The 21,063-nt window shown below is 72.9% G+C and carries 16 protein-coding genes; 9 read left to right on the plus strand and 7 right to left on the minus strand.

Annotated features, from left to right (window positions below):
• Window positions 1–36: 36 nt before the first annotated feature.
• From MJ607_RS13660 to MJ607_RS13690, 7 genes are read left to right on the plus strand one after another with little or no spacing between them, the layout of a single operon-like run.
• The gene (locus tag MJ607_RS13660) at window positions 37–1,008 is read left to right on the plus strand and encodes a MoxR family ATPase (RefSeq protein WP_243076145.1); all 972 of its coding nucleotides are present in this window, start codon (window positions 37–39) and stop codon (window positions 1,006–1,008) included.
• On the plus strand, window positions 1,008–2,246 hold the full coding sequence (locus MJ607_RS13665) for a DUF58 domain-containing protein (protein ID WP_243076146.1): 1,239 nt from the start codon (window positions 1,008–1,010) through the stop codon (window positions 2,244–2,246). The genes MJ607_RS13660 and MJ607_RS13665 overlap by 1 nt, the downstream gene beginning before the upstream one ends.
• Complete coding sequence (locus tag MJ607_RS13670; RefSeq protein ID WP_243076147.1) at window positions 2,243–4,576, plus strand: transglutaminase-like domain-containing protein; 2,334 nt, start codon at window positions 2,243–2,245, stop codon at window positions 4,574–4,576. Before MJ607_RS13665 ends, MJ607_RS13670 begins: the two co-directional genes overlap by 4 nt.
• Entirely contained in the window at window positions 4,573–5,862 is a 1,290-nt protein-coding gene (locus MJ607_RS13675) for an RDD family protein (RefSeq protein WP_243076148.1), read from the plus strand. The genes MJ607_RS13670 and MJ607_RS13675 overlap by 4 nt, the downstream gene beginning before the upstream one ends.
• Window positions 5,859–6,695: a PP2C family serine/threonine-protein phosphatase gene (locus MJ607_RS13680; protein ID WP_243076149.1), complete on the plus strand. Its 837-nt coding sequence runs from the start codon at window positions 5,859–5,861 to the stop codon at window positions 6,693–6,695. Before MJ607_RS13675 ends, MJ607_RS13680 begins: the two co-directional genes overlap by 4 nt.
• On the plus strand, window positions 6,692–7,984 hold the full coding sequence (locus tag MJ607_RS13685; protein ID WP_243076150.1) for an FHA domain-containing protein: 1,293 nt from the start codon (window positions 6,692–6,694) through the stop codon (window positions 7,982–7,984). Before MJ607_RS13680 ends, MJ607_RS13685 begins: the two co-directional genes overlap by 4 nt.
• Entirely contained in the window at window positions 7,981–9,732 is a 1,752-nt protein-coding gene (locus MJ607_RS13690; RefSeq protein ID WP_243076151.1) for a serine/threonine-protein kinase, read from the plus strand. Before MJ607_RS13685 ends, MJ607_RS13690 begins: the two co-directional genes overlap by 4 nt.
• Before the next feature lie 201 nt (window positions 9,733–9,933).
• Here MJ607_RS13690 and MJ607_RS13695 read toward each other — a convergent pair whose 3' ends face one another.
• From MJ607_RS13695 to MJ607_RS13705, 3 genes are all read right to left on the minus strand, one after another.
• Window positions 9,934–10,398 carry a recombinase family protein gene (locus tag MJ607_RS13695; protein ID WP_243076152.1) on the minus strand — a complete coding sequence of 155 codons (465 nt, stop codon included), beginning with the start codon at window positions 10,396–10,398 and terminating at the stop codon, window positions 9,934–9,936.
• 305 nt (window positions 10,399–10,703) lie between these two features.
• Window positions 10,704–12,449, minus strand: coding sequence for a sodium:proton antiporter (locus MJ607_RS13700; RefSeq protein ID WP_243076153.1), 1,746 nt, complete (start codon window positions 12,447–12,449; stop codon window positions 10,704–10,706).
• 3 nt (window positions 12,450–12,452) lie between these two features.
• Complete coding sequence (locus tag MJ607_RS13705; RefSeq protein ID WP_243076154.1) at window positions 12,453–13,463, minus strand: malate dehydrogenase; 1,011 nt, start codon at window positions 13,461–13,463, stop codon at window positions 12,453–12,455.
• 80 nt (window positions 13,464–13,543) lie between these two features.
• Here MJ607_RS13705 and MJ607_RS13710 point away from each other — a divergent pair, with 80 nt between their 5' ends.
• Complete coding sequence (locus tag MJ607_RS13710) at window positions 13,544–14,416, plus strand: neutral zinc metallopeptidase (protein WP_243076155.1); 873 nt, start codon at window positions 13,544–13,546, stop codon at window positions 14,414–14,416.
• Window positions 14,413–15,477 (plus strand): prolyl aminopeptidase, encoded by a 1,065-nt coding sequence (gene pip, locus MJ607_RS13715; protein ID WP_243076156.1) that lies wholly within the window; start codon window positions 14,413–14,415, stop codon window positions 15,475–15,477. The genes MJ607_RS13710 and pip overlap by 4 nt, the downstream gene beginning before the upstream one ends.
• A 6-nt stretch (window positions 15,478–15,483) precedes the next feature.
• Here pip and MJ607_RS13720 read toward each other — a convergent pair whose 3' ends face one another.
• The 4 genes from MJ607_RS13720 to MJ607_RS13735 form a co-directional block, all read right to left on the minus strand.
• Window positions 15,484–17,259 carry an aldehyde dehydrogenase family protein gene (locus MJ607_RS13720; RefSeq protein WP_243076157.1) on the minus strand — a complete coding sequence of 592 codons (1,776 nt, stop codon included), beginning with the start codon at window positions 17,257–17,259 and terminating at the stop codon, window positions 15,484–15,486.
• 85 nt (window positions 17,260–17,344) lie between these two features.
• Window positions 17,345–18,745: an MFS transporter gene (locus tag MJ607_RS13725; RefSeq protein WP_243076158.1), complete on the minus strand. Its 1,401-nt coding sequence runs from the start codon at window positions 18,743–18,745 to the stop codon at window positions 17,345–17,347.
• A gap of 65 nt (window positions 18,746–18,810) precedes the next feature.
• Window positions 18,811–20,052: a kynureninase gene (locus MJ607_RS13730; protein WP_243076159.1), complete on the minus strand. Its 1,242-nt coding sequence runs from the start codon at window positions 20,050–20,052 to the stop codon at window positions 18,811–18,813.
• A complete protein-coding gene (locus MJ607_RS13735) occupies window positions 20,042–21,019 on the minus strand; it encodes a hypothetical protein (RefSeq protein ID WP_243076160.1) in 978 nt (325 codons plus the stop codon). Before MJ607_RS13735 ends, MJ607_RS13730 begins: the two co-directional genes overlap by 11 nt.
• Window positions 21,020–21,063: the final 44 nt, after the last annotated feature.

Below are 21,063 nucleotides of genomic sequence, written 5' to 3' on the forward strand. Positions count from 1 at the left end.
GGCATCCCGAACCCATACCAATCAAGAGGAAATCGCATGAGCATGACCCCCGAACAGGCGGCCTGGTTCCAGGGCACCTTCACGCGCCTCGTCGACAACGTCGACCGCACGCTCATGGGCAAGCGGGACGTCGTGGGTCTCGTGCTCTCGGCGATGCTCGCCGAGGGGCACGTCCTCCTCGAGGACGCGCCGGGCACGGGCAAGACGAGCCTCGCGAAGGCGCTCGCGGCAACGGTGCAGGGCACGAGCAGCCGCATCCAGTTCACGCCCGACCTGCTGCCCTCCGACGTGACGGGCGTCACGATCTACGACCAGGCGGCACACCGGTTCGAGTTCCACCGGGGTCCCGTGTTCGCCTCGATCGTCCTGGCCGACGAGATCAACCGCGCGTCGCCCAAGACGCAGTCGGCGCTGCTCGAGGTCATGGAGGAGTCGCGCGTGACGGTCGACGGCGTGACGCACGAGGCGGGCCGCCCCTTCCTCGTCATCGCGACGCAGAACCCCATCGAGCAGGCGGGCACGTACAAGCTGCCCGAGGCGCAGCTGGACCGCTTCCTCGTGCGCACCTCGATCGGCTACCCCGAGCTCGACGTCGAGGAGCGCATCCTTGCGGGCGCCGCCGACCGCAACCCCTCGGCGCACCTGCCCGCGCTCATCACGACGAGCGCCGTCGCCGACATGGCCGACCTGGCAGCGACAGTCCACGTCGAGTCGGCGGTGCTGCGGTACACGGCAGAGCTCGCGAAAGCGACCCGCACGGATGCCGCGACCCGCCTGGGCGTGTCGGTGCGCGGCTCGCTCGCGATGATCCGCATCGCCAAGGTGCGCGCCGCGGGGGCGGGCCGCCACTACGTGACGCCCGACGACATCAAGACGCTCGCGGCCCCCGTATGGACGCACCGTCTCGTGCTCGACCCCGAGGCCGAGTTCGCCGGCACGACCGCGGACAACGTCATCGCGCGCGTCCTCGACGCCGTCGCCGCTCCGCAGGCGAGGTCCGCGGCCTGATGAGCTCCGAGACCCTCCGGCCCGCGATCGCGCAGGACGAGCGCCGTGACGGCGCCGCGTCCCGCGTGCTCGCTCGCGCGCGCGCCGTCGCCGGCGTCGTGCGCCCTGCGGCCTGGGTGGTCATCGGAACCGCTGTCGCGCTGTGGATCCTCGGCGCGCAGCTGGGCTGGTGGGAGCTCACGATCGCCGCCGTCGTCCTGGCGAGCGTCCTCGCGCTGTCGCTCCTGTTCCTCATCGGCCGCACGTCCTACGAGGTGACGCTCGACCTCGGGCGCACGCGCGTAGTCGTCGGCGAGCGCGCCGTCGGCGCCCTGACGCTCGCCAACTCGAGCCGTCGCGCGATCCTGCCGAGCCGTGTCGTCCTGCCGGTCGGTGCGGGCCGCGGCGTCTTCTCGGTGCGGCGGCTCGGCCCCGGCGACGAGGCGGAGGAGCTCTTCGCGATCCCGACGCAGCGCCGCGGGGTGCTCCCCGTCGGGCCCGTGAGCGTCGTCCGCGGTGATCCGCTCGGCCTCTTCGAGCGCGTGCACCGCCGCGACGAGCCCGTCGACCTCTACGTCCACCCCCGCACCATCGCGTTCGCGGGGCAGTCGCTCGGCTTCCTGCGCGACCTCGAGGGGCTTTCGACGACCGACCTCTCACCCGACGACGTCTCGTTCCACGCTCTCCGCGAGTACCAGCCGGGCGACGACCTGCGGCACGTGCACTGGAAGTCGACGGCCCGTACGGGCACCGTCATGGTGCGCCAGTACGAGGAGACGCGCCGTTCGCACTTCGTCATCGGCCTGACCACCGATGCCCGCGAGTATCGCGACCAGGACGAGTTCGAGCTCGCCGTCTCGGTCGCGGGCTCGGTGGGACTGCGCGCGCTGCGCGACTCCCAGCGCGTCGAGGTGCGCGTGCAGCGCGGCGAGCTGCCGGCGCGAACGGGGAAGCAGTTCCTCGACTCGCTCGCGGCGCTCGATCAGTCGGCGCCGAAGCACGGGGGGCTCGCGGGCCTGACGGGCGCCGTCGCGGCGTCGCTCCCGCTCGCGAGCGTCGTCGTACTCGTGTGCGGCAGCCGGCTCGACGCCGTCGGCCTGCGCGAGGCGTGTGCGCGCCTGCCCTTCGGCGCGCGGTCGCTCGTGATCGTGGCGGAATCCGGCGCGACGCCGTCGCTGCGACGCATCGGCGACGCCGACGTCGTGACGCTCGGCACGCTCGACCAGCTCCCGAACGCGCTGCGGAAGGTGCTGGCATGACCCCGACGAGCCTTCCGGCCCGCCGCTGGATCCTCGACCTCGCGGCATCCGCACTCCTGCTCGCCGTCCCGATCGCGGGCTTCTGGACCACCTTCGCGGGGCCCGACCACCTCGTCGCCGCGGGCGGCGCCGCCGTCGTGGGCCTCGGCATCGCGGCGCTCGGCGCCCGGCTGCGCTGGGGCGTCCTGGTCCTCGGGCTCACGACGGTCGCGGCCTACTTCCTGCTCGGGGGAGCCCTCGCCCTCCCGGCGACGACGGCGTTCCGCGTCATCCCGACGATCGAGACCATCGTGCAGCTCGCGGTGGGCTCGATCACATCGTGGAAGCAGCTCCTGACGACGGCCGCGCCGGTCGCGGCATCCGACGGTCATCTCGTCGTGCCGTTCCTGCTGACCCTCGTCGCCGCCGTCGTGACGGGCAGCCTCGCGCTGCGCGCACGGCCCCTGTGGGCACTCGTCGCGGCAGGGGTCTTCCTCGTCCTCGAGATCGCGCTCGGCACGTCGCAGCCGATCGTCCCCGTCGCGCAGGGCATCGTCTTCGCGCTCGTCGCCGTCGTGTGGGTGTCGATCCGCCAGGCCTGGCAGCCGCAGCCGGCCGTCGTGTCGCTCGGCGAGGACGCGGCTCCGACACAGGGCCGCGCCGTGCGGCGCATCGTCGCGGGCGGCGCCGTCGTCGCCGTCGCGGCGAGTGCCGGCATCGCCTTCGGGGTCGTCGCGGCCCCGGCGGGGCCGCGGTACGTCCTGCGCGACGTCGTGATCCCGCCGTTCGACATCCGCGAGTACCCGAGCCCCCTGCAGGGCTTCCGCGCCTACGTGCGCGACGACGCCGACGAGTCGCTGTTCCGCGTCTCAGGCCTGCCCGACGGCGCACGCGTCCGCCTCGCGACGATGGACGCCTACAGCGGCATGGTCTACAACGTCTCGGACGAGGGTCCCGGGTCGTCGAGCGCCTTCACCCCCGTGCGCGGCAACATGTCCGAGGGCGCCGAGGGCACGCCCGTCACGCTGCAAGTCGAGATCGACGCCTTCAGCGGGGTCTGGATGCCGGATGCCGGCGCCGTCGTGAGCGTCGTGTTCGACGGCGACCGCGCCGACGAGCTGCGCCGCTCGGCCCACTACAACGAGGCGACCGACACGGGCGTCGTGACGGCCCGCCTCGCGAAGGGCGACGCGTACACGCTCGAGACCGTCATCCCGTCGGAGCACAGCGACGAGAGCCTCGCCTCGGCCGCGTTCGCGCCCGTGCAGATGCCCGATCAGGACGGCGTTCCTCAGGAGTTCGGCGACATCGCAGCGAAGGCCGTCGCGGATGCGCAGACGCCCATCGACCAGGTGCGCGCGCTGCAGTCGCTGCTCGCCGAGGACGGCTTCTTCAGCCACGGGCTCGAGGGTGAGGTGCTCTCCCGCGCGGGCCACGGCGCCGAGCGCATCTCGACGCTGCTCGGGGCCGACCAGATGGTCGGCGACGACGAGCAGTACGCCACGGCGATGGCGCTGCTCGCGGGCCAGGTCGGCATCCCGGCGCGCGTCGTCATGGGCTTCCACCCCGATGAGGATGCGCCGAGCGAGGGCGTGTTCACGGCGACGGGCGACAACCTGCACGCGTGGGTCGAGGTCGCGTTCGAAGGCGCCGGATGGGTGCCGTTCGACCCCACGCCCCCCGAGGATCAGGTGCCGACCGACCAGGCGCCCAAGCCCCGCGTCGACCCCAAGCCGCAGGTGCTGCAGCCGCCGCCCCCCGAGCAGGAGCCCGTCGACCTGCCCCCGACCGTGCCCGACGACCGCGAGTCCGAGGACGAAGAGGCGGCCGACTCGGGCCTGCTCTGGACGATCCTCGCGCTCAGCGCCGGGGGCCTCGGCCTGCTCGCGCTGCTCGCGGCGCCCTTCATCGTGATCGGCGTGCTCAAGGCCTCGCGCCGTCGCCGTCGGCGCCACGCCGAGCGCGGCGCCGACCGCATCAGCGGCGGCTGGGACGAGCTCGTCGACCGCGCCGTCGACCACGGCGCGCCCGTGCGGCCCGGGGCGACGCGGCTCGAGGACGCCGACGTCGTCGGCACGGCCTTCGCCGAGCCGCGCATCGCGACGCTCGCGCTGCGCGCCGATGCCGAGGTCTTCGGCCCCGCCGAGCCCACGCCCGGCGACATCGAGGAGTTCTGGCGCCAGGTCGACGAGCTCGTCGGCGGCATGGGTGCGAAGCGGTCGCTCTGGCAGCGGCTGCGCGCACGCCTCTCGCTGCGGGCGCTCCTCGCGCCGACGCGCTTCGCACTGCCCCCACGACGGCGGGCCGCCGGCGATGACGCCGCGGCCGACGAGAACCCGGAGAAGACATGACCGCGTCCCCCCTCGCGCCCACGACCCCCGCGGAGATCGGCCGGCGCGTCTTCGCGTATCTCGTCGACGGTGCGATCGCGGGGGTGCTCGTCTCGATCGCGACAGTCATCACAGCGCTCGCGACGGTCCGGTCCGCGACGACCGCCGACACGCTTCTCGCGCAGCTCGCGGTCGTCTACGGCGTGGCCCTCGTCGTGTCGCTCGCGTGGGGCGTCGTCTACACGCTCATGCAGGGCGGTCGCGGCTCGATCGGCCAGCGGATCCTCGGTATCCGCCTCGCCGATGCCGCCTCGGGAGCTTCCATCGGCTTCGGCCGCGCGCTGGTCCGCAACCTCGTGTGGATCGTCTCGCTCTGGATCGTGATCGGCTACTTCACCCCGCTGCTCGACTCGTCGGGGCGCCGGCAGGGCTGGCACGACAAGGCGGCGCGCGCCGTCGTCGTGTCGACGAAGGCGACGGATGCCGCGTCCTTCGCGGAGCCCGCCGCCGCAGCGGGCGTCGCCGCCTCGCCTGCGCCGGTCGCCGCGGCCCCGACGATTCCCGCGCCGCCGAGCGCGCCCGTGCCCGTCATCCCCGCACCGCCGGCATCGTTCATCGCACCGTCCACCTCGTACGCGAGCGCGCCGGCCGCGCGGCCTGTGCTCCCGGCAGGGCCCGTCGGGTCGGGCGATGCGCTCATCTCGGTCGTCCCGGGAGTCACGCCTGTTCTCCCGAGCCCCGTCCCGAGTGCTCCCGCGCCCGTGACGCCGACGGTGTACGCGCCCCCGGTCGAGGTGGCGCCTGTGGTCGCCCCGGTGGTCCCGACCGCCGCCGAGCCTGCCCCGCCGGCACCGGCACCGGCGCCGGCACCGGTGCTCGCGGTCGCCCCGCCGATCGCACCGGCTCCCGCCGGCGCGGCCGCGGCATCCGTCCCTTCGTCGCCCGACGACATCGACGCGACCCGCGCCGCGGCGCCCCGCGCACGCGCCGTCGCGGCGCTCACGTGGGACGACGGCACGCGCACGGCCGTCTACGGCCGCACGCTCTTCGGACGCAACCCCGCCGCCGAATCCGGCGCGACCGTCGTCGCGGTGCGCGACGAGACGCTGTCGCTCTCGAAGACCCACTTCGAGATCGGCGGCGACGCGGAGGGCGCCTGGATCACCGACCGCCACTCGACGAACGGCACAGTCCTCGTGCGCGATGGCCGGCGCGAGGACGTCGAACCCGGCGTGCAGGTGCCTCTGCGCGCGGGCGACCGCCTCGAGTTCGGCGATCGCAGCGTGCGTGTGGGAGACGGCTCGTGACAGCGGCATCCGCTCTCATCTCGGTCGTCTGCGGCGCCGCGACCGACCAGGGACTGCGCCGGCGGATCAACGAGGACGCATACCTCGCGGACTCTCCCGTCTTCCTCGTGGCCGACGGCATGGGCGGGCACCACGCGGGCGAGGTCGCGAGCGCGGCCGTCGTCGAGGAGTTCGCCGCCCTCGCCGGCAGGCCGAGCCTGTCGATCGCGGATGTCGGCGAGACCCTGGACCGCGCCCGTCGGCGCGTCGAAGAACTCCCGCCCGGAGCGGGCGCGGGTGCCGGGACGACGCTCTCGGGCGTCGTCATCGCCGACGTCGACGGGGAGGGGTACTGGCTCGCCGTCAACCTCGGCGACTCGCGCACCTACCTGCTGTCGGACGGCGAGCTCGAGCAGGTGAGCGTCGACCACTCGGTCGTGCAGGAGCTCATCGACAGCGGCGAGCTCGACGAGCAGTCCGCGTCGTCCGATTCGCGCCGCAACATCATCACGCGCGCGATCGGCGGCGGCAGCGACGGCGAGCCCGACTTCTGGCTCATTCCCGCGGGCGCGGGCGACCGCGTGCTCGTGTGCTCCGACGGGCTCTCCGGCGAGCTGACGCGCGAGCGCATCGCCGAAGTGCTGCGCACCGAGCCGCACCCGCAGTCCGCCGCGACGCGACTCGTGCGCGAGGCCGTCGAAGCCGGCGGACGCGACAACGTCACGGCGCTCGTCGTCGACGCGACGGCCGTCGTCACGCGCGGCGGCGACCGCGCGCACGAGACTGTGCCGACGATCGTCTACGACCTCGACGAGGACACCCGGCCGCGTGCCACGGCAGGAGCCGCATCATGAGCATCGTGCAGTACTCGCGCGGCGACCGCGCCGTCGTCGCGACGGACCGCGGGATCGTCGTGCTCGCGAGCGCGGTGCCCGACGACCTTCCGCTGCGCGTCTGGGACGCGCTCTCGGCGGGGCAGGGGCTGCCCGGCATCGTCGGCGCGCTCACGGCGCACGGCGCCTCGCTCGCCGACCTGCCCGCCTTCGCCGCGATCCTGCGCGAGCACGACGCGGTGCGCCTCGCCGTTCGCGGCGACCTCGCCGTCACGATCGAGACCCCGTCAGGCCCCGAGGTCGTCTCGGGAGCGGGTGTCACGACGTGGTCCGAGCGCGTCTTCCGTGAGGCCCGAACGGTCAGCCTCGGCGATGGCCGCGACGCGGCGCGCTTCCCGCTGCAGCACGGTGTCGTGTTCGTGTCGGCGCTGTCGGTCGTGTGGGATCGGGCAGAGGGGACGGATGCCGCTCCCGCGCCCGTCGCGGCGCGCGAGGCGCCGGCATCCGTCGTCGAGGTCTCGCCGGTCGCCGCGCCGATTCCGGCGATCGACGTGCCCGCGTTCGAGCCGGTGGACGTGCCTGCCGACGTTCCCGCATTCACCCCGATCGACGTGCCCGCGTTCGACCCAGTCGACGTCCCTGCCGACGTGCCCGCGTTCGACCCGGTCGACGTGCCTGCGTTCACGCCGGTCGAGGTTCCTGCGCTCTTCGAGCCCTCTCCCGTCTCGCCGCCTCCCGCGGATGCCCCGCTGGTCGGAGACGGCGAGAGCGTCGACGAGCAGCTGTGGGCCCAGACCGTCGTGCGCCCCTTCCAGACGGGCGCGCCGAGCGAGCAGACGCTCGACGACGCCCCCGAGGACGCCCCGGGCGATCATGACGGCGCCACGATCTCGGTCGCTCAGCTCCGCGCCCTGCGCGAAGGGCGTGACGAATCGGCTCCCGCCCCCCTCGCCCCGCCTCGCCCGCGCGCGCCCGGCCGCATCCGCCTCTCGACGGGCCAGGTCGTCGTGCTCGACCGCACCGTCGTCGTGGGCCGCCGCCCCCGGTCGACTCGCGTGACCGGCACCGATCTGCCGCATCTCGTCGCCGTCGACAGCCCCCAGCAGGACATCTCGCGCAGCCACCTCGAGCTGCGCGTCGAGGGCGACAGCATCGTCGCGACCGACCTCGACACGACCAACGGCACGACGCTCGTCCGCATGGGCGCAGACCCCGTGCGCCTGCATCCGGGCGAGTCGACGGTCGTCGTCCCGGGTGACATGCTCGACCTCGGCGACGGCATCACGATCGACATCGAGGGTGCCGGGTGAGCACGAAGCGCGCACCCGCGGCACCTCCCGTCATCCCGGGGTTCACGTACGTCGACATCCTGGGATCGGGCGGCTTCGCCGACGTCTTCCTCTACGAGCAGCAGCTCCCGCTGCGCCGCGTCGCCGTCAAGGTGCTGCTGACCGACCGCATCTCGGCGGGCTCCGTCTCGGAGTTCACAGCCGAGGCCAACGTCATGGCGATGCTCTCGACGCATCCCGCGATCGTCACGATCTACCAGGCGGGCGTCGCAGGCGACGGACGCCCGTACCTCGTGATCGAGTACTGCCCCAAGCCGAACCTTCAGGTGCGGTATCGGCGCGAGCCGTTCTCGGTCGCCGAGGCGCTGCGCGTCGGCGTGCAGGTCGCCTCCGCGGTCGAGACGGCGCACCGCGCGGGGGTTCTCCACCGCGACATCAAGCCTGCGAACATCCTCGTGACGGACTACAACCGTCCCGCCCTGACCGACTTCGGCATCGCCTCGACGACGGCGGCCGCCGAGGAATCGGCAGGGCTGTCGATCCCGTGGTCGCCGCCGGAGTCCTTCGCCGACGTGCCGCAGTCCGACGCGCGCTCCGACGTGTACGCCCTCGCCGCGACCGTCTACACGCTGCTCGCGGGACGCTCGCCGTTCGAGCTGCCGGGCCAGCGCAACTCGGGCGCTGACCTCATCGAGCGGATCGAGCGCTCTCCGCTCCCCGCCCTCGGTCGGCCCGACGTGCCGGCCTCGCTCCAGCGGACGCTCGACCGCGCCATGGCCAAGGCGCCGGCGGACCGCTACGACAGCGCGCTCGCCTTCGCCCGTGCGCTGCAGACGGTGCAGATCGAGCTGTCTCACTCCGTGACGCCGATCGACATCCTCGACGACGCGCTTCCCGACGAGATCGTCGAGGACGACGACGAGGGTCTCACCCGCGTGCGAGGGGTCGTGAGCATCAGCCCCGAGACCTCGCCCGCCGCGGGCCTCACGCGGCCGTTCACGACGACTCCGGCCACGACGGCGCCGTGGGATGCCTCGGCCGCGACGACGGCGCCGGATGCATCGCCGGCCGCGCCTCCGCCGGTATCCCCGGCCGTCGCCGAGACCGTGCAGCGGGACGCGCTCGCCGAGACGCTCATGCGCGCGCCGGCACCCGCCGCGCCGAGGCCGCCCGCCGCGCCGGGGCCGACCGCCGCGGCACCTGCAGCCGCGCCCGTGGCCCCCACCGCGCCGGCAACGCCGGTTGCGCCCGCCATCCCCGCCGCCTCGGCGGTGCCGCCCTCGCCGGACCTGTTCGCGCCTGCATCGCCCGCGTCTGTCGAAGGAGCGCTCGACGAGGCGCCGCCCGCGCGCCGTCCACGGCGTGCGCTGTGGTGGTCGCTCGCGGGCGCGGCCGTGATCATCACAGCGGTCGTCGTCGGCGTCTCGCTTCCGTCGCTCCTCGGAGATGCGCCCGCGCCGTCGCCGACCGTCGAGGAGGAGGCGGAGCCTCAAGATCCGACGGACCTCGTCGTGGCATCCCCCGAAGGAATCGCGGGTGTCCCGGGCGACGGGACTGTCGCGTTCACATGGACGAACCCCAACCCACAGGAGGGTGACGAGTACCTCTGGGCCGTCGTGCAGCGCGCCGACGTCGAGCCCGAGTACGACCGCACCGCCGAGGCGACCGTGACGGTGCCCGCCGATCCGTCCGGTACGACGTGCATCGAGGTGATGGTCGTCCGCATCGACGGCCAGGCCTCCGACCCCTCCCGCGCCTGCGTCCCCTGAGCCCGCTCCTCACCCGGTCGCTTCGCCTGCCTAGCGTCGTGCTCAGGCCTGGCTTCGACTCCTCGGCGAGCTCGGAGACCGCGGTGAATGCCCGGCGGCTCCCACCCGGTCGCTGAGCCTGCCGAAGCGTCGTTCCCGAGCCCCGCCATCGCCGCCTCGGCGGCCTCGAGACGGAGGCGTCGACCCGGCCCCCGGCGCAGGTCAGCCGACGGCGCCGGAGAGGTGCCGGGCGCCGTGGCGCAGCACCTTGACGACGATCCCGCGGCGTCCGAGCTCGGCGAGCGTGCGCGTCTCTTCGTCGGTGTTGCGGCCGAGGGCGTGCACGTTCGTCACGACGAGGACGTCGCCGCGCACGAGATGGCCGAAGAGACGGACGAGCCGGGCCTCCCACGACTCGAGCGTCTCGGGAGCGGGATGCCGGAACCCTTCGATCGGCACGCCGAACCGCGTCAGCTCGTCCCGCTGCTCGACGACCGACGGCATGTCGTCGCGCGAGATCACGAGCCCGACCAGCCGCGCACCCGCAGGCCGGGCGAGCCACCAGTCGCGGTCGCGCTGCAGCTCGGTGAAGCACTTCGGGCACTCCGTCACGGCGTGCTCCGCCGTCAGTGGGGCCGTCTCAGCGCTCGGCTCCGAAGCATCGTGAGCGTGCGTCGTCTCGGACATGTCCCACCTCCGCCTCTATTGTGCACCGCAGGGCGGACACGCTCGTCCGCTCTGTGTACACAACGGCGGGATTCCTGCCGATACGCCCGCACGGCGGCCCTGGATCCGGGGATTCAGACCCCTGACTCCGCGCCCATGTCCCACTTGAGCCGGACTCGGCGCTCGCTCATCCGGCCCAAGTGGGACACGGCAGACAGCGCGACACGGCAGGCGCGCGACACGGGAGGAAGCGCGACACAGGAGGCGCGCGACGCGGCAGGCGCGCGACGATGTCCGCCCGCCCGCCGACGCGTCGAGAACCCGGCTCAGTCCCCGTCGTCGAGGCGCAGCTCGAGGCTCAGCTGGTCGGCGTCGAGCTCGGCGAGCGCGTGCTGCAGGACCGCCGTCGAATACGTGCCTCCCGAGGACAGCTCCGTGAGCCGTCGCCGCATCGCGTCGATGAGTGCGAGCCGCAGCTCGAGCACGCCGTGCATCGCCTGCGTCGCCTCTTCGTCGGGCGGCTCGATGAGGCGCGCGCCGACGATCTGCACGAGCTGCGCAGGGAACGCCGACCCGTCGCGCCGCGCGAGGGAAGGATTGTCGAGAGCGGATGCCGCGGCCGTCCGCAGCTCGTCGTCGAGGCGCAGCTGCTCGGCGCGGCTCACGACGTCGGCCGCGGAGTCGTCGATGCGCAGCATCCGGACGACCCACGGAAGCGTGAGTCCCTGGAACATGAGACTTCCGACGGCGACGAGGAACGCGACGAAGACGAGCAGGGGGCGCTCGGCGGTGTCGTGCGGCAGGGTCTGCGCGGCCGCGAGCGTCACGACGCCGCGCATGCCCGCCCACACGATGATCGTGCCGTGCTTCCAGCCGAGCGGGGACCCCTGGTAGTAGTCGAGGTCCGCGATCATGCGCGCGACCCGCCCGCGCATCACCGCGAGCCGTCGCTCTTGACGCGCGGGATCCGTTTCGGGGCGCCGGCGGCCGCGGCGCGATGCGGTATCCGGATCCGCCTCGATCGCGTCGAGCCGGTCATTGAAGGCTTCGACCTGAGACCTGCGCTGGAGCTTTCGGCGGGCCCGGCGGCTCTGCAGCCAGACGAGCAGCGAGACGTAGGCCGCACGCACGAGCATGATGAGCCCGAACGCGCCGATCGCGAGCCAGGCCGCGTGGCCGAGGCCCTGGTCGTCGGCGAGGTTCTGCTCGAGCAGCTCCTTGAGCTCGAGGCCCATGATGAGGAAGACGCCGCCCTCGAGCACGAGTTCGACGGTGCGCCAGTTGAGCTCGTCCGACATCCGCTGCTCGGGCGTGAACCAGCGCGCCGCGCCCTGTCCCGTGACGATGCCCGCGACGACGGCCGCGACGAGGCCCGACCCGCCGAGCTCTTCCGTCGGCAGGTAGGCCACGAACGGCACGACGAAGCCGATCGCGGTGTTGGCCGCGGAGTTTCGGATGAGCGCGCGCAGCCGCAGGTTGAGCCAGCCGATGATCGCACCGACCACGACGGCGACGAGGACGCCCCAGAGGAACACGCCCACGATGCCGCCTTCGGGCACGCTGCCCGTGACGGCGATCGCGACCGCGACGCGCAGGAGGACGAGAGAGGTCGCATCGTTGAGCAGGCTCTCGCCCTCGAGCAGCGTCACGACGCGACGCGAGATGCCGAGCTTCTTGACGATCGCGGTGGCGACGGCATCCGTCGGGCTCAGAATCGCGCCGAGCGCGAGGGCGAGGTAGATGCCGAGGCCGGGAACGAGCGCGTTGAAGAAGAATCCGAGCACGACAGTGCTGACGATCACGAGCAGCACCGAAAGCCCCGCGATCGGGCCGAAGTCGCGACGGAATTCGATCGCGGGAAGGCGCACTGCGGCGGAGTACAGAAGGGGCGGAAGGATGCCGACGAGGATGATGTCGGGTTCGACCTCGACGGCCGGGACGAAGGGCAGCAGGCTCACGCCGATGCCGATCGCGACGAGCAGCAGCGGCCCGGCGATCCGAACGCGCGGTGCGACCGCGGTCGTCACGGCGATCACGAGGATCCCGACGATCGCGATGACGAGCGCCTCCATGGATTACAGGACGCCCAGGTCGCGCACGGCGGTGCGCTCGGCCTCGAGCTCGGCGACCGAGGCATCGAACCGCGCGCGGGCGCGGTCGTCGAGGCGGAGTCCCTCGACGACCCGGTAGCCCGATCCATCCGACCGCACGGGGAACGAGCAGACGAGCCCCTCGGGGACGCCGTACTCGCCGCGCGAGACGACCGCGGCCGAGGTCCACGCCTCGCCCGTTCCGCCCTGATCGTCGCGGACGTGCTCGATCGCGGCGTTCGCGGCCGACGCGACCGACGACGACCCGCGCACCTCGATGATCTCCGCGCCGCGCTTCGCGACGCGGGGGATGAACTCGTCGTCGAGCCACGTCGTCGCCTGCTCGGGGCCGCCGAGGCGCTCCGCGAGCGCGTCGACGACGGGCACCCCGTGCACCGTCGCGTGCGAGACATCCGGGAACTGCGACGCCGAGTGGTTGCCCCAGATCGCAACGCCCTCGACCTCGTCGGCACGCACTCCGAGCTCCGCGGCGAGCTGGCCGACGGCGCGATTGTGGTCGAGTCGCGTGAGCGCAGTGAAGCGGTCGGACGGGATGTCTGGGGCGGATGCCGCGGCGATGAGCGCGTTCGTATTGGCGGGGTTGCCCACGACGACGATGCGAACGTCGTCGTCCGCGCCGGCGTTGAGCGCGGCCCCCTGCGGCCCGAAGATGCCCGCGTTCGCCGCGAGCAGGTCGGCGCGCTCCATGCCGGGCCCGCGCGGCCGTGCACCCACGAGCAGGGCGATCTGACAGCCGTCGAACGCCGTCGCAGGGCTGTCGGTGACCTCGACGCTCTCGAGCAGTGAGAAGGCGCAGTCCTGCAACTCGAGGGCCGCACCCTCGGCCGCCCGGACGCCCTGCGGGATCTCCAGGAGCTTCAGTCGGATGCGCCGGTCGGGCCCCAGCATGTCACCCGCCGCGATCCGGAACAGCAGGGCATAGCCGATCTGCCCGCCCGCGCCGGTGATCGTGACGGTCGTGGTGGTGGTCGCCATGCCCAGAGCCTATTCCCGCGCGGAAATCAAGGGGGACCAGATATCCGGGCGCAGATGTGCCCTGCAGGGTACCGTGAAGCATGACGTTCAACGAGAACGCCAACGTCGGGGGGAACACGGCGAGGCGTCGTGGCGCAGGCATCGCGGTGGCCGGAGGTGGCATCACGGGTCTCGGAGCCCTCGCCGTCCTGCTGCTCGGACTCTTCACGGGAGGCGACTTCTCCGGCATCCTCGGGCCGCTCGCGGGTGGCGGCGGAGGCGGCGAGGAGTCCGAAGTCGCGAACTGCCAGACGGGGGCCGACGCGAACCGCGACGACGCCTGCCGGCTGGCCGCGGCATCCCTCAATCTCGATCAATACTGGGCACGCACCCTCGAGGGGTACCGGCAGCCGCAGCTCATCATCGTCGACGGGTCCACCGATACGGCGTGCGGGACGGCCTCGAACCAGACGGGCCCCTTCTACTGCCCGCCCGAAGAGACCGTCTACGTCGACCCGACCTTCTTCGCGCTGCTGCGGGAGCAGTTCGACGCGACGGCGGGTCCGCTCGCGCAGCTGTACGTGCTCGCGCACGAGTACGGGCATCACGTGCAGCAGATCAGCGGCATCATGGACGCCTACCCGAACAACGGATCAGGCCCCGACAGCAACGGCGTGCGCACCGAGCTGCAGGCCGACTGCCTCGCCGGCGCGTGGGTCGCCGACGCGGGGGAGCAGACCGACGAGGCGGGCGTGCCGTTCCTGCAGGCGCCCACACAGGCGCAGGTGCGCGATGCGCTGAACGCCGCTGCGAGCGTCGGAGACGACCACATCCAGCGGGAGTCCGGAGCTCCCGTCAACCCCGAGGCGTGGACGCACGGCTCGAGCGAGCAGCGCCAGCGCTGGTTCCAGATCGGGTACGAAGGCGGCTATCAGGCCTGCGACACGTTCGGCGTCTCCGGGGGAGAGCTGTGAGCGCGCCGCCGCATCTCGACGACATCCTGTATCCCGCCATCGAGCCGTACGAGACGGGGGAGCTGCTCGTCGGCGACGGCAACCGCGTGTACTGGGAGCAGAGCGGCAACCCCGAGGGCAAGCCCGTCGTGTTCCTTCACGGAGGACCGGGCGCCGGCACCTCGGACTGGCATCGGCGCTTCTTCGACCCCGCCCGCTACCGGATCATCCTGCTCGACCAGCGCGGCTGCGGCCGTTCGACGCCGCACGCGAGCAGCCCCGACGCCGACCTGCGCCACAACACGACGTGGCACCTCGTCGCCGACATCGAGCTGCTGCGGCGCAACCTCGCGATCGAGAAGTGGCAGGTCTTCGGCGGATCGTGGGGCAGCGCTCTGGCCCTCGCGTACGCGCAGGCGCACCCTGGGGCGGTGTCCGAGATCGTGCTGCGGGGCATCTTCACGCTGCGCCGCCACGAGCTCGAGTGGTTCTACGAGGGGGGTGCGTCGGCGATCTTCCCCGACCTGTGGGAGGACTTCATCGCGCCGATCCCCGTCCTCGAGCGCTCGCGGCTCATGGAGGCGTACGCGCGGCGGCTCGCCGATCCCGACCCCGCCGTGCACGAGCAGGCGGGCATCGCCTGGACGCGGTGGGAGGCCTCGACCCTTACGCTCCTGCCCGATCCCGACCTCGTCGCCACGATGACCGACACGGCCGCGGCCGTCGCGTTCGCGCGCATCGAGAACCACTACTTCCTGCACGGCGGGTTCTTCGACGAGGGGCAGCTCATCGCCGGCGTCGACGTGATTCGAGACATCCCGGCTGTCATCGTGCAGGGGCGCTACGACGTGTGCACGCCCGCGATGACGGCGTGGGACCTGCACCGGGCGTGGCCCGAGGCCGAGTTCCACATGATTCCGGATGCTTCGCACTCGGCGACCGAGCCGGGCATCGCGCGTGCGCTCCGCGCTGCGACGGATCGCTTCGCGGAGAGTGTCGCGCCGCGCGACGAGCACCCCGGCATCGCGGACGACGCCCCCGACTCGGACGGCGGCGACTACGCGGAGATCTACGGCGGCTGACCTGCCTCAGGCCCGGAAGGCCTGCAGCAGGGTCCTGCCGAGCCCGACCCAGTCGTGCGTCATCTGGAAGCGCGTGAAGCCCTCGCTCACCGCGGCTCCCGTGCGCGACGTGACGAACCACGGCGGCTTGGGCAGCACCGAGAAGACGCCGGGACGGCCGATCGCGCCCGCCGAGCGGGGGAACGGGCGGAAGGGCCCGCGCACGACGGACCGTTCGACGCGCGCGAGAAGCAGCGCGTTGTGGACGACGCCGAGCCCGCTGCCGACCTCCTCGAGGGTCGCGCCGGGGAATCCGCCCCACGTGAGGTTGGGCTGGAGGTAGCCGAAGGCCGTCCACGCGTTGACCGCGACGGTGCCGTAGTGGAGGTCGGCGATCGACTGCTCGAAGTCGGCGCCGAGCGCATCCTGTGTCGCGGGGTCGACGAGGATGTTGGCGCCGAGGGTGCCGACGAGACGCTCGTTCGCATGCGCGATCGCCGCGTCGAGGAAGGCCTGGCCCTGACCCGCGAGCGTCACGACGCCCAGCACGGGCGCGAAGTACTCGGTCTGCTCGATCGTGCGCGCCTCTTCGACGGTGTCGAGCTCGACGATCGCGCGCGTGCCGTCCGCGAACCACACGGCGGACGGGTAATCGGATGCCGCGCCCTCGAGCTTCTCGCTGCTGCGCGGGTACCAGACGGACCGCTGCGGTGCGGCGGCGTAGGCCTTCTCGAGCGCCGCGAGAAACGCGTCGCGCTGCGCCCAGTCGGCGCTCACGATGAGGACCTGGCCCGCGATGCAGTTGTGCCCGCTGTTCTGCAGTCGCATCGTCGCGACGTGCTCGGCGTGGAAGCGCAGGTCGGCCTCGGTCCACTCGCCGGGCACGATGATGATCGGCGAGACGCCGCCCAGCTCGGCCGTGATCGGCTTGTCGAGCCGCGGTTTGCCCTCAGCGCGCCGGCGCTTGGTCTGCGTCGAACCGGCACCGGACGCCGGACCCCACACGATCGTGTCGAACGTCGCGGCGGCGCCCGTGATGTGGACGTGGGCGATGTCGGGATGCTGCGTCAGGTACGCGCCGACCTCGCCGCCGCCCGTGACGATGCGGAGGAATCCCGGCTCGATGAGCGGCGCGAGGGCGCGCTCGAAGATCGGGACGAGCGCATCCTGCGTCGGATTGACCTTGAGGATCGCGACGCGGTTGTTCGCGATCAGCTCGTAGATCACGTCGAGCACGGGGATCGAGGTCACGTTGCCCGCGCCGAGCACGAGGCCGATGCCGCCGGAGTGCGAGGGGGCGAGCTGAGCGAGTCCCGCGGTGCGCGACGCCTCGGCGGCCGTCACGCCGGGCTCGAGCCAGACCTCGCCCGTGAAGCCCGACAGCAGGAGCGAGTCGACGGGGCTCAGGGGGAACGCCTGGACGCGGATGCGGCCGCCGGGAGCGGCATCCGTCTTGATGCCGTCGAGTGGACTCGCGCCGTTGGCGAGCTTCGTGAGCGTGCGGTGATACGCGTCGAGCGCGATGATCGTCGCGTACGGGCCCCCGAGCCACTCCTCACCACGGAGCGGGTGCCCGGGCGGGAGGCCCTTCGACGTGGCCGCGACATCGGCCCATTCGGGTGCTGCCGCGACGACGGTCGCGCGGAGACGCTCGAGCAGGCGGGCGCGCTGCCCGATCGTGAGGTGCGACCAGGTCGCGGCGCCCGTCTTGAGGGCGTCGATCGCCGTCTCGATGCCGGCGGCGAACGCAGGGGCGGCGGCGGTCGCGGCAGGCGCGGGCGAGGTCTTCGCGGTGGGCGGCACGGACGCTCTCCTTCGGGCGGGGGGTGTTCTCAGATCCTACGACGCGGGGCTGGGCGAACGGTGGGACGCAGTCCCGCGCCGCGCGCTACGCCGTTTCGATGTCGGCGCGGCGCAGGCGGTAGCGCGCGAGGGTCAGCAGGCTCAGCACGATGAGCGCCGCGGGGGCGACGCTGAAGCTCACGACGATGCCCGCGATCGCCGCCTCCGGCTGCTCGACGGCCTGGCCCGCCGTCGACGAGACGTAGCCCGTCACCGCGAGGATGAGCGCGAGCGCCGTCGCGCCGAGCGCGAAGCCGACAGTCTCGCCCGCCGTCCACACGCCGCTGAACGAGCCCGCCTGGCCCGGTCCGCTCGTGCGCTCGTCGTGCGAGATGACGTCGGGCAGCATCGCCATCGGCAGCGACTGCATGCCTGCGTACGCGATACCCGCGAGCCCCACGGGCACGTAGATCCAGTCGCCGGGCGCCCACAGCACGCCGACGATCGTGAGTGCCGCGACGGCGAACACGACGCTCGCGATCGCGAAGGCGCGCTCCTTGCCGATGCGGCGCGCGAGCACGCCCCACGCCGGCGCGGCGAACAGTGCGGGCGCGATGAGGGCGACGAACAGGAACGTGACGGCGTCCTCGGAGTGCAGCACCCATGTCGCGATGTACTGCGCGCCGGCGAGCATGAGCCCCGTCGCGAGAGCCTGCAGGACGAACGTCGACAGCAGGGCGCGGAACGGCGCGCTGCGCCGGAGTGCCCGAATGCCGGCGGCGAAGTGCTCGCGGATGCCGGGATTCGGCGCCGACTCTGCCGGGGCATCGGTCGGGATCGCGACAGCGCGCATCGCGACGGTCGTCGCGATGAGCATGCCGAGCGCGATGACGACGCCCGCGACGATGCCCATCAGGAGGTAGCCCGTGACGGGGTCGCCCGTGAGGCTGCGGAGGGCGGGCCCGCCCGCGCCGAAGAGCAGGATCGCGAGCGTCAGCACGACGACGCGCCACGTGAGCAGGCGGGTGCGCTCGTCGTAGCGGGGGGTCAGCTCGGCGGGCAGCGCGATGTACGGCACCTGGAAGAGGCTGAACGCCGTCGCCGTGAGCGTGAACGCGAGGAAGACCCAGATCGCGCCGACCACGGGACCGAGCGAGGGAGGCGCGGCGAACGTGAGCGCGAACAGCACGGGCAGGCTCAGCGCTCCGATGAGCATGAGCCGTCGGCGCGTGCCGTGGCGCGCGAGATCGCGGTCGGTGAGCGCCCCGATCACGGGGTCGATCACGACGTCCCACACCTTGGCGAGCGTGATGACGACGCCGGCGGCGAGCGCCGCGACTCCGAGCGAGTCGGTCAGGTAGTACGTCAGGACGAGGCCCGGCAGGGTCGCGAAGCCGCCCGTGCCGAGCGAGCCGATGGCGTAGCGGCCGATCGTGCCTGCGGGAAGACGGGTGGGCGAGGGGGAGGATGCCGGCGCCGCTGCAGCGCCGGGAGCGTCGATGCTCATCGGGTCAGTGTAAGCGAGTGGATGCTGCGCCCCCGGCCTCTCCACAGCCGCCGGCGGGGCGCGGGTCAGCTCGCGAGGCCGGCCACGACGGCCTCGACGGCGCGGAGGCCCGCGAGCACCTCGGCGAAGCTCGTCGAGAGGGGCGAGACCCCTATGCGCAGGCCCTCGGGGTCGCGATAGTCGGGGATGACGTCCTGTTCCCACAGGCGGGCCGTCGCTTCGCGCATCGCGGGATGCGACAGCGTCACGTGCCCGCCGCGCAGCGCGGCATCGCGCGGAGAGGCGACCTCGACGCCGAGCGGCGCGAGCAGCTCGTCCGCGCAGCGCAGCGCGAAGTCCGTCAGCGCGACCGACTTCTCGCGGATCGCCTGGATGCCGGCATCCTCGATCATCGCCAGCGTGTCCTGCATCGCGAGCATCCCGAGCACGGGCGGTGTGCCCGACAGGAACCGCCGCATGCCCGCGGCCGGCCGGTACTCGGGGCCCATCGCGAACACGTCGGCGGCGCCCATCCACCCCTGGACGGGCTGCGCGAGCGTCGCGTGATGGTGCTCCGCGACGTAGGCGAACGCGGGCGACCCGGGTCCGCCGTTGAGGTACTTGTACGTGCATCCGACGGCGATGTCGAACTCCCACGCATCAGCCTCGACCGGCACCGAGCCCGCCGAGTGGCAGAGATCCCACACGATGAGCGCGCCGGCGTCGTGGGCGATGCGGGTGAGGGATGCGGCATCCGTCAGATAACCCGACCGGTACGCGACGTGGCTCAGCAGCACGACGGCGGTCTCGGGCCCGACGGCTGCCGCGAGGGCCGGCGCATCGACGCCGGCGCGCAGGTCGACGTCGATCCAGCGCACGCGCCCCCCGCGCTCGGCGGCGATGCCCTCGACGAGGTAGCGGTCGGTCGGGAAGTTGTCGCGGTCCACGACGATCTCGACGCGCGCCGGGTCGGCGGCCCGCTGCGCGTCGAACGCCGCCCGCAGCAGCTTGTAGAGCAGCACCGTCGTCGAGTCGCCGACGATCGTCTGTCCCGGCGCCGCGCCGATCGCTGCCCGGCCGATCGTGTCGCCGATCGCGAACGGCAGGTCCATCCAGGCTTCGTCCCAGCCGCGGATGAGCCGGCCGCCCCATTCGTCGCGCACGAACGAGGCGAGACGCTCGGCCGTCGCACGCGGCGGCCGCCCGAGCGAGTTGCCGTCGAAGTAGACGAGCGGGCCCTCCGCGCCGACGAACAGGTCGCGGCGGTCGCGCAGGGGATCGGCGGCGTCGAGTCGCGAGGCCTCGTCGTCGAGGGCCTCAGTGCTCATCGCGCACGACCTCCTCGTCGGGCACGACGGTCGCGGCGCCGAGCCACGCGGGGATCTCGTCGAGCGTCGTCGGAGCCGTGCCGGGCACGAAGGTCGCGACGGCGTGTGTCTGCTCGACCACGGGCCAGGGGTCGGTGAGGGTCGCGATGAGCGCCGCGCCGCGGATCCCGGCGGCATCGAGCGCCGCGAGCTCGGCGACCTGGATGCCCACAGGCCGCTCGCCGTTGCCGAGATCCGTGCCGTAGAGCACGCGTCCGCCCGCCTGCGCGAAGGTCGCGAGGTTGATCGCGGCGCGCTCGCGGTCGACACCGTCGTGGATCGCGAGGGTCGAGATCCAGTGCTGCCGCAGCGCGACGGCCCGCGCGATCGATGCGCCGTCGAGCCATTCGCTGAACGGCGTGTGGGCGAAGGCGTCGACGCCGGCGTCGAGCGCGAGCCGCGTCATCCCGTCGCCCTCGACGTGCGCGACGACCGGCAGTGAGCGCTCGCGTGCGCACGAGACGACGGCGCGGAGCGTCGCGAGGTCGAGCACGGGGCCCGCCGCGGAGTTGAGGACGACTTTGATGACGGATGCTCCGCACGAGGCCTGCTCGTCGACGACCGTCGCGACGCCCCCCGGCACGCCGGGGTGCGTCGAGGGGTCGGAGATCTCGCGGGTGATGCCGTCGGGGGCCCACGAGCGGTCCACGGGGTAGCCGCCCGGCGCCGTGAGGAACGCACCGGCGTACGAGACGCGCGGGAAGCCCTCGCGCGGCCGCCGGGCCAGGGCGACGGGGTCCCCGCCGAGGTCGAGGGCCGCGGCGACCCCGTGCGCAGCGAGTCCCTGCTCCTCGATGAGGTGCAGGTGCACGTGGTGATCCGTGAAGGCGGGCAGCACGATGCCGTGCTCGCCGGTCAGCGCCCGGCGACCCGGGGCGGCGTGCGGCCCGAGCAGCTCGCGGATCGCGAAGGGGTCTGCGTGCGTCATCCGATCTCAGTCCTCACTGCGCATTTCGATACGCGCCTGGCGGC

It is taken from the genome of Microbacterium sp. SS28 (genome assembly GCF_022761035.1).
Classification (GTDB): domain Bacteria; phylum Actinomycetota; class Actinomycetes; order Actinomycetales; family Microbacteriaceae; genus Microbacterium.

Bases quoted from the DNA above. Each gene is read 5' to 3' on its own strand.
- MJ607_RS13660 (WP_243076145.1), top strand. From the start codon at position 37: ATGAGCATGACCCCCGAACAGGCGGCCTGGTTCCAGGGCACCTTCACG.
- MJ607_RS13665 (WP_243076146.1), top strand. From the start codon at position 1,008: ATGAGCTCCGAGACCCTCCGGCCCGCGATCGCGCAGGACGAGCGCCGT.
- MJ607_RS13670 (WP_243076147.1), top strand. From the start codon at position 2,243: ATGACCCCGACGAGCCTTCCGGCCCGCCGCTGGATCCTCGACCTCGCG.
- MJ607_RS13675 (WP_243076148.1), top strand. From the start codon at position 4,573: ATGACCGCGTCCCCCCTCGCGCCCACGACCCCCGCGGAGATCGGCCGG.
- MJ607_RS13685 (WP_243076150.1), top strand. From the start codon at position 6,692: ATGAGCATCGTGCAGTACTCGCGCGGCGACCGCGCCGTCGTCGCGACG.
- MJ607_RS13695 (WP_243076152.1), bottom strand. From the start codon at position 10,398: ATGTCCGAGACGACGCACGCTCACGATGCTTCGGAGCCGAGCGCTGAG.
- MJ607_RS13700 (WP_243076153.1), bottom strand. From the start codon at position 12,449: ATGGAGGCGCTCGTCATCGCGATCGTCGGGATCCTCGTGATCGCCGTG.
- MJ607_RS13705 (WP_243076154.1), bottom strand. From the start codon at position 13,463: ATGGCGACCACCACCACGACCGTCACGATCACCGGCGCGGGCGGGCAG.
- MJ607_RS13710 (WP_243076155.1), top strand. From the start codon at position 13,544: ATGACGTTCAACGAGAACGCCAACGTCGGGGGGAACACGGCGAGGCGT.
- MJ607_RS13725 (WP_243076158.1), bottom strand. From the start codon at position 18,745: ATGAGCATCGACGCTCCCGGCGCTGCAGCGGCGCCGGCATCCTCCCCC.
- MJ607_RS13730 (WP_243076159.1), bottom strand. From the start codon at position 20,052: ATGAGCACTGAGGCCCTCGACGACGAGGCCTCGCGACTCGACGCCGCC.
- MJ607_RS13735 (WP_243076160.1), bottom strand. From the start codon at position 21,019: ATGACGCACGCAGACCCCTTCGCGATCCGCGAGCTGCTCGGGCCGCAC.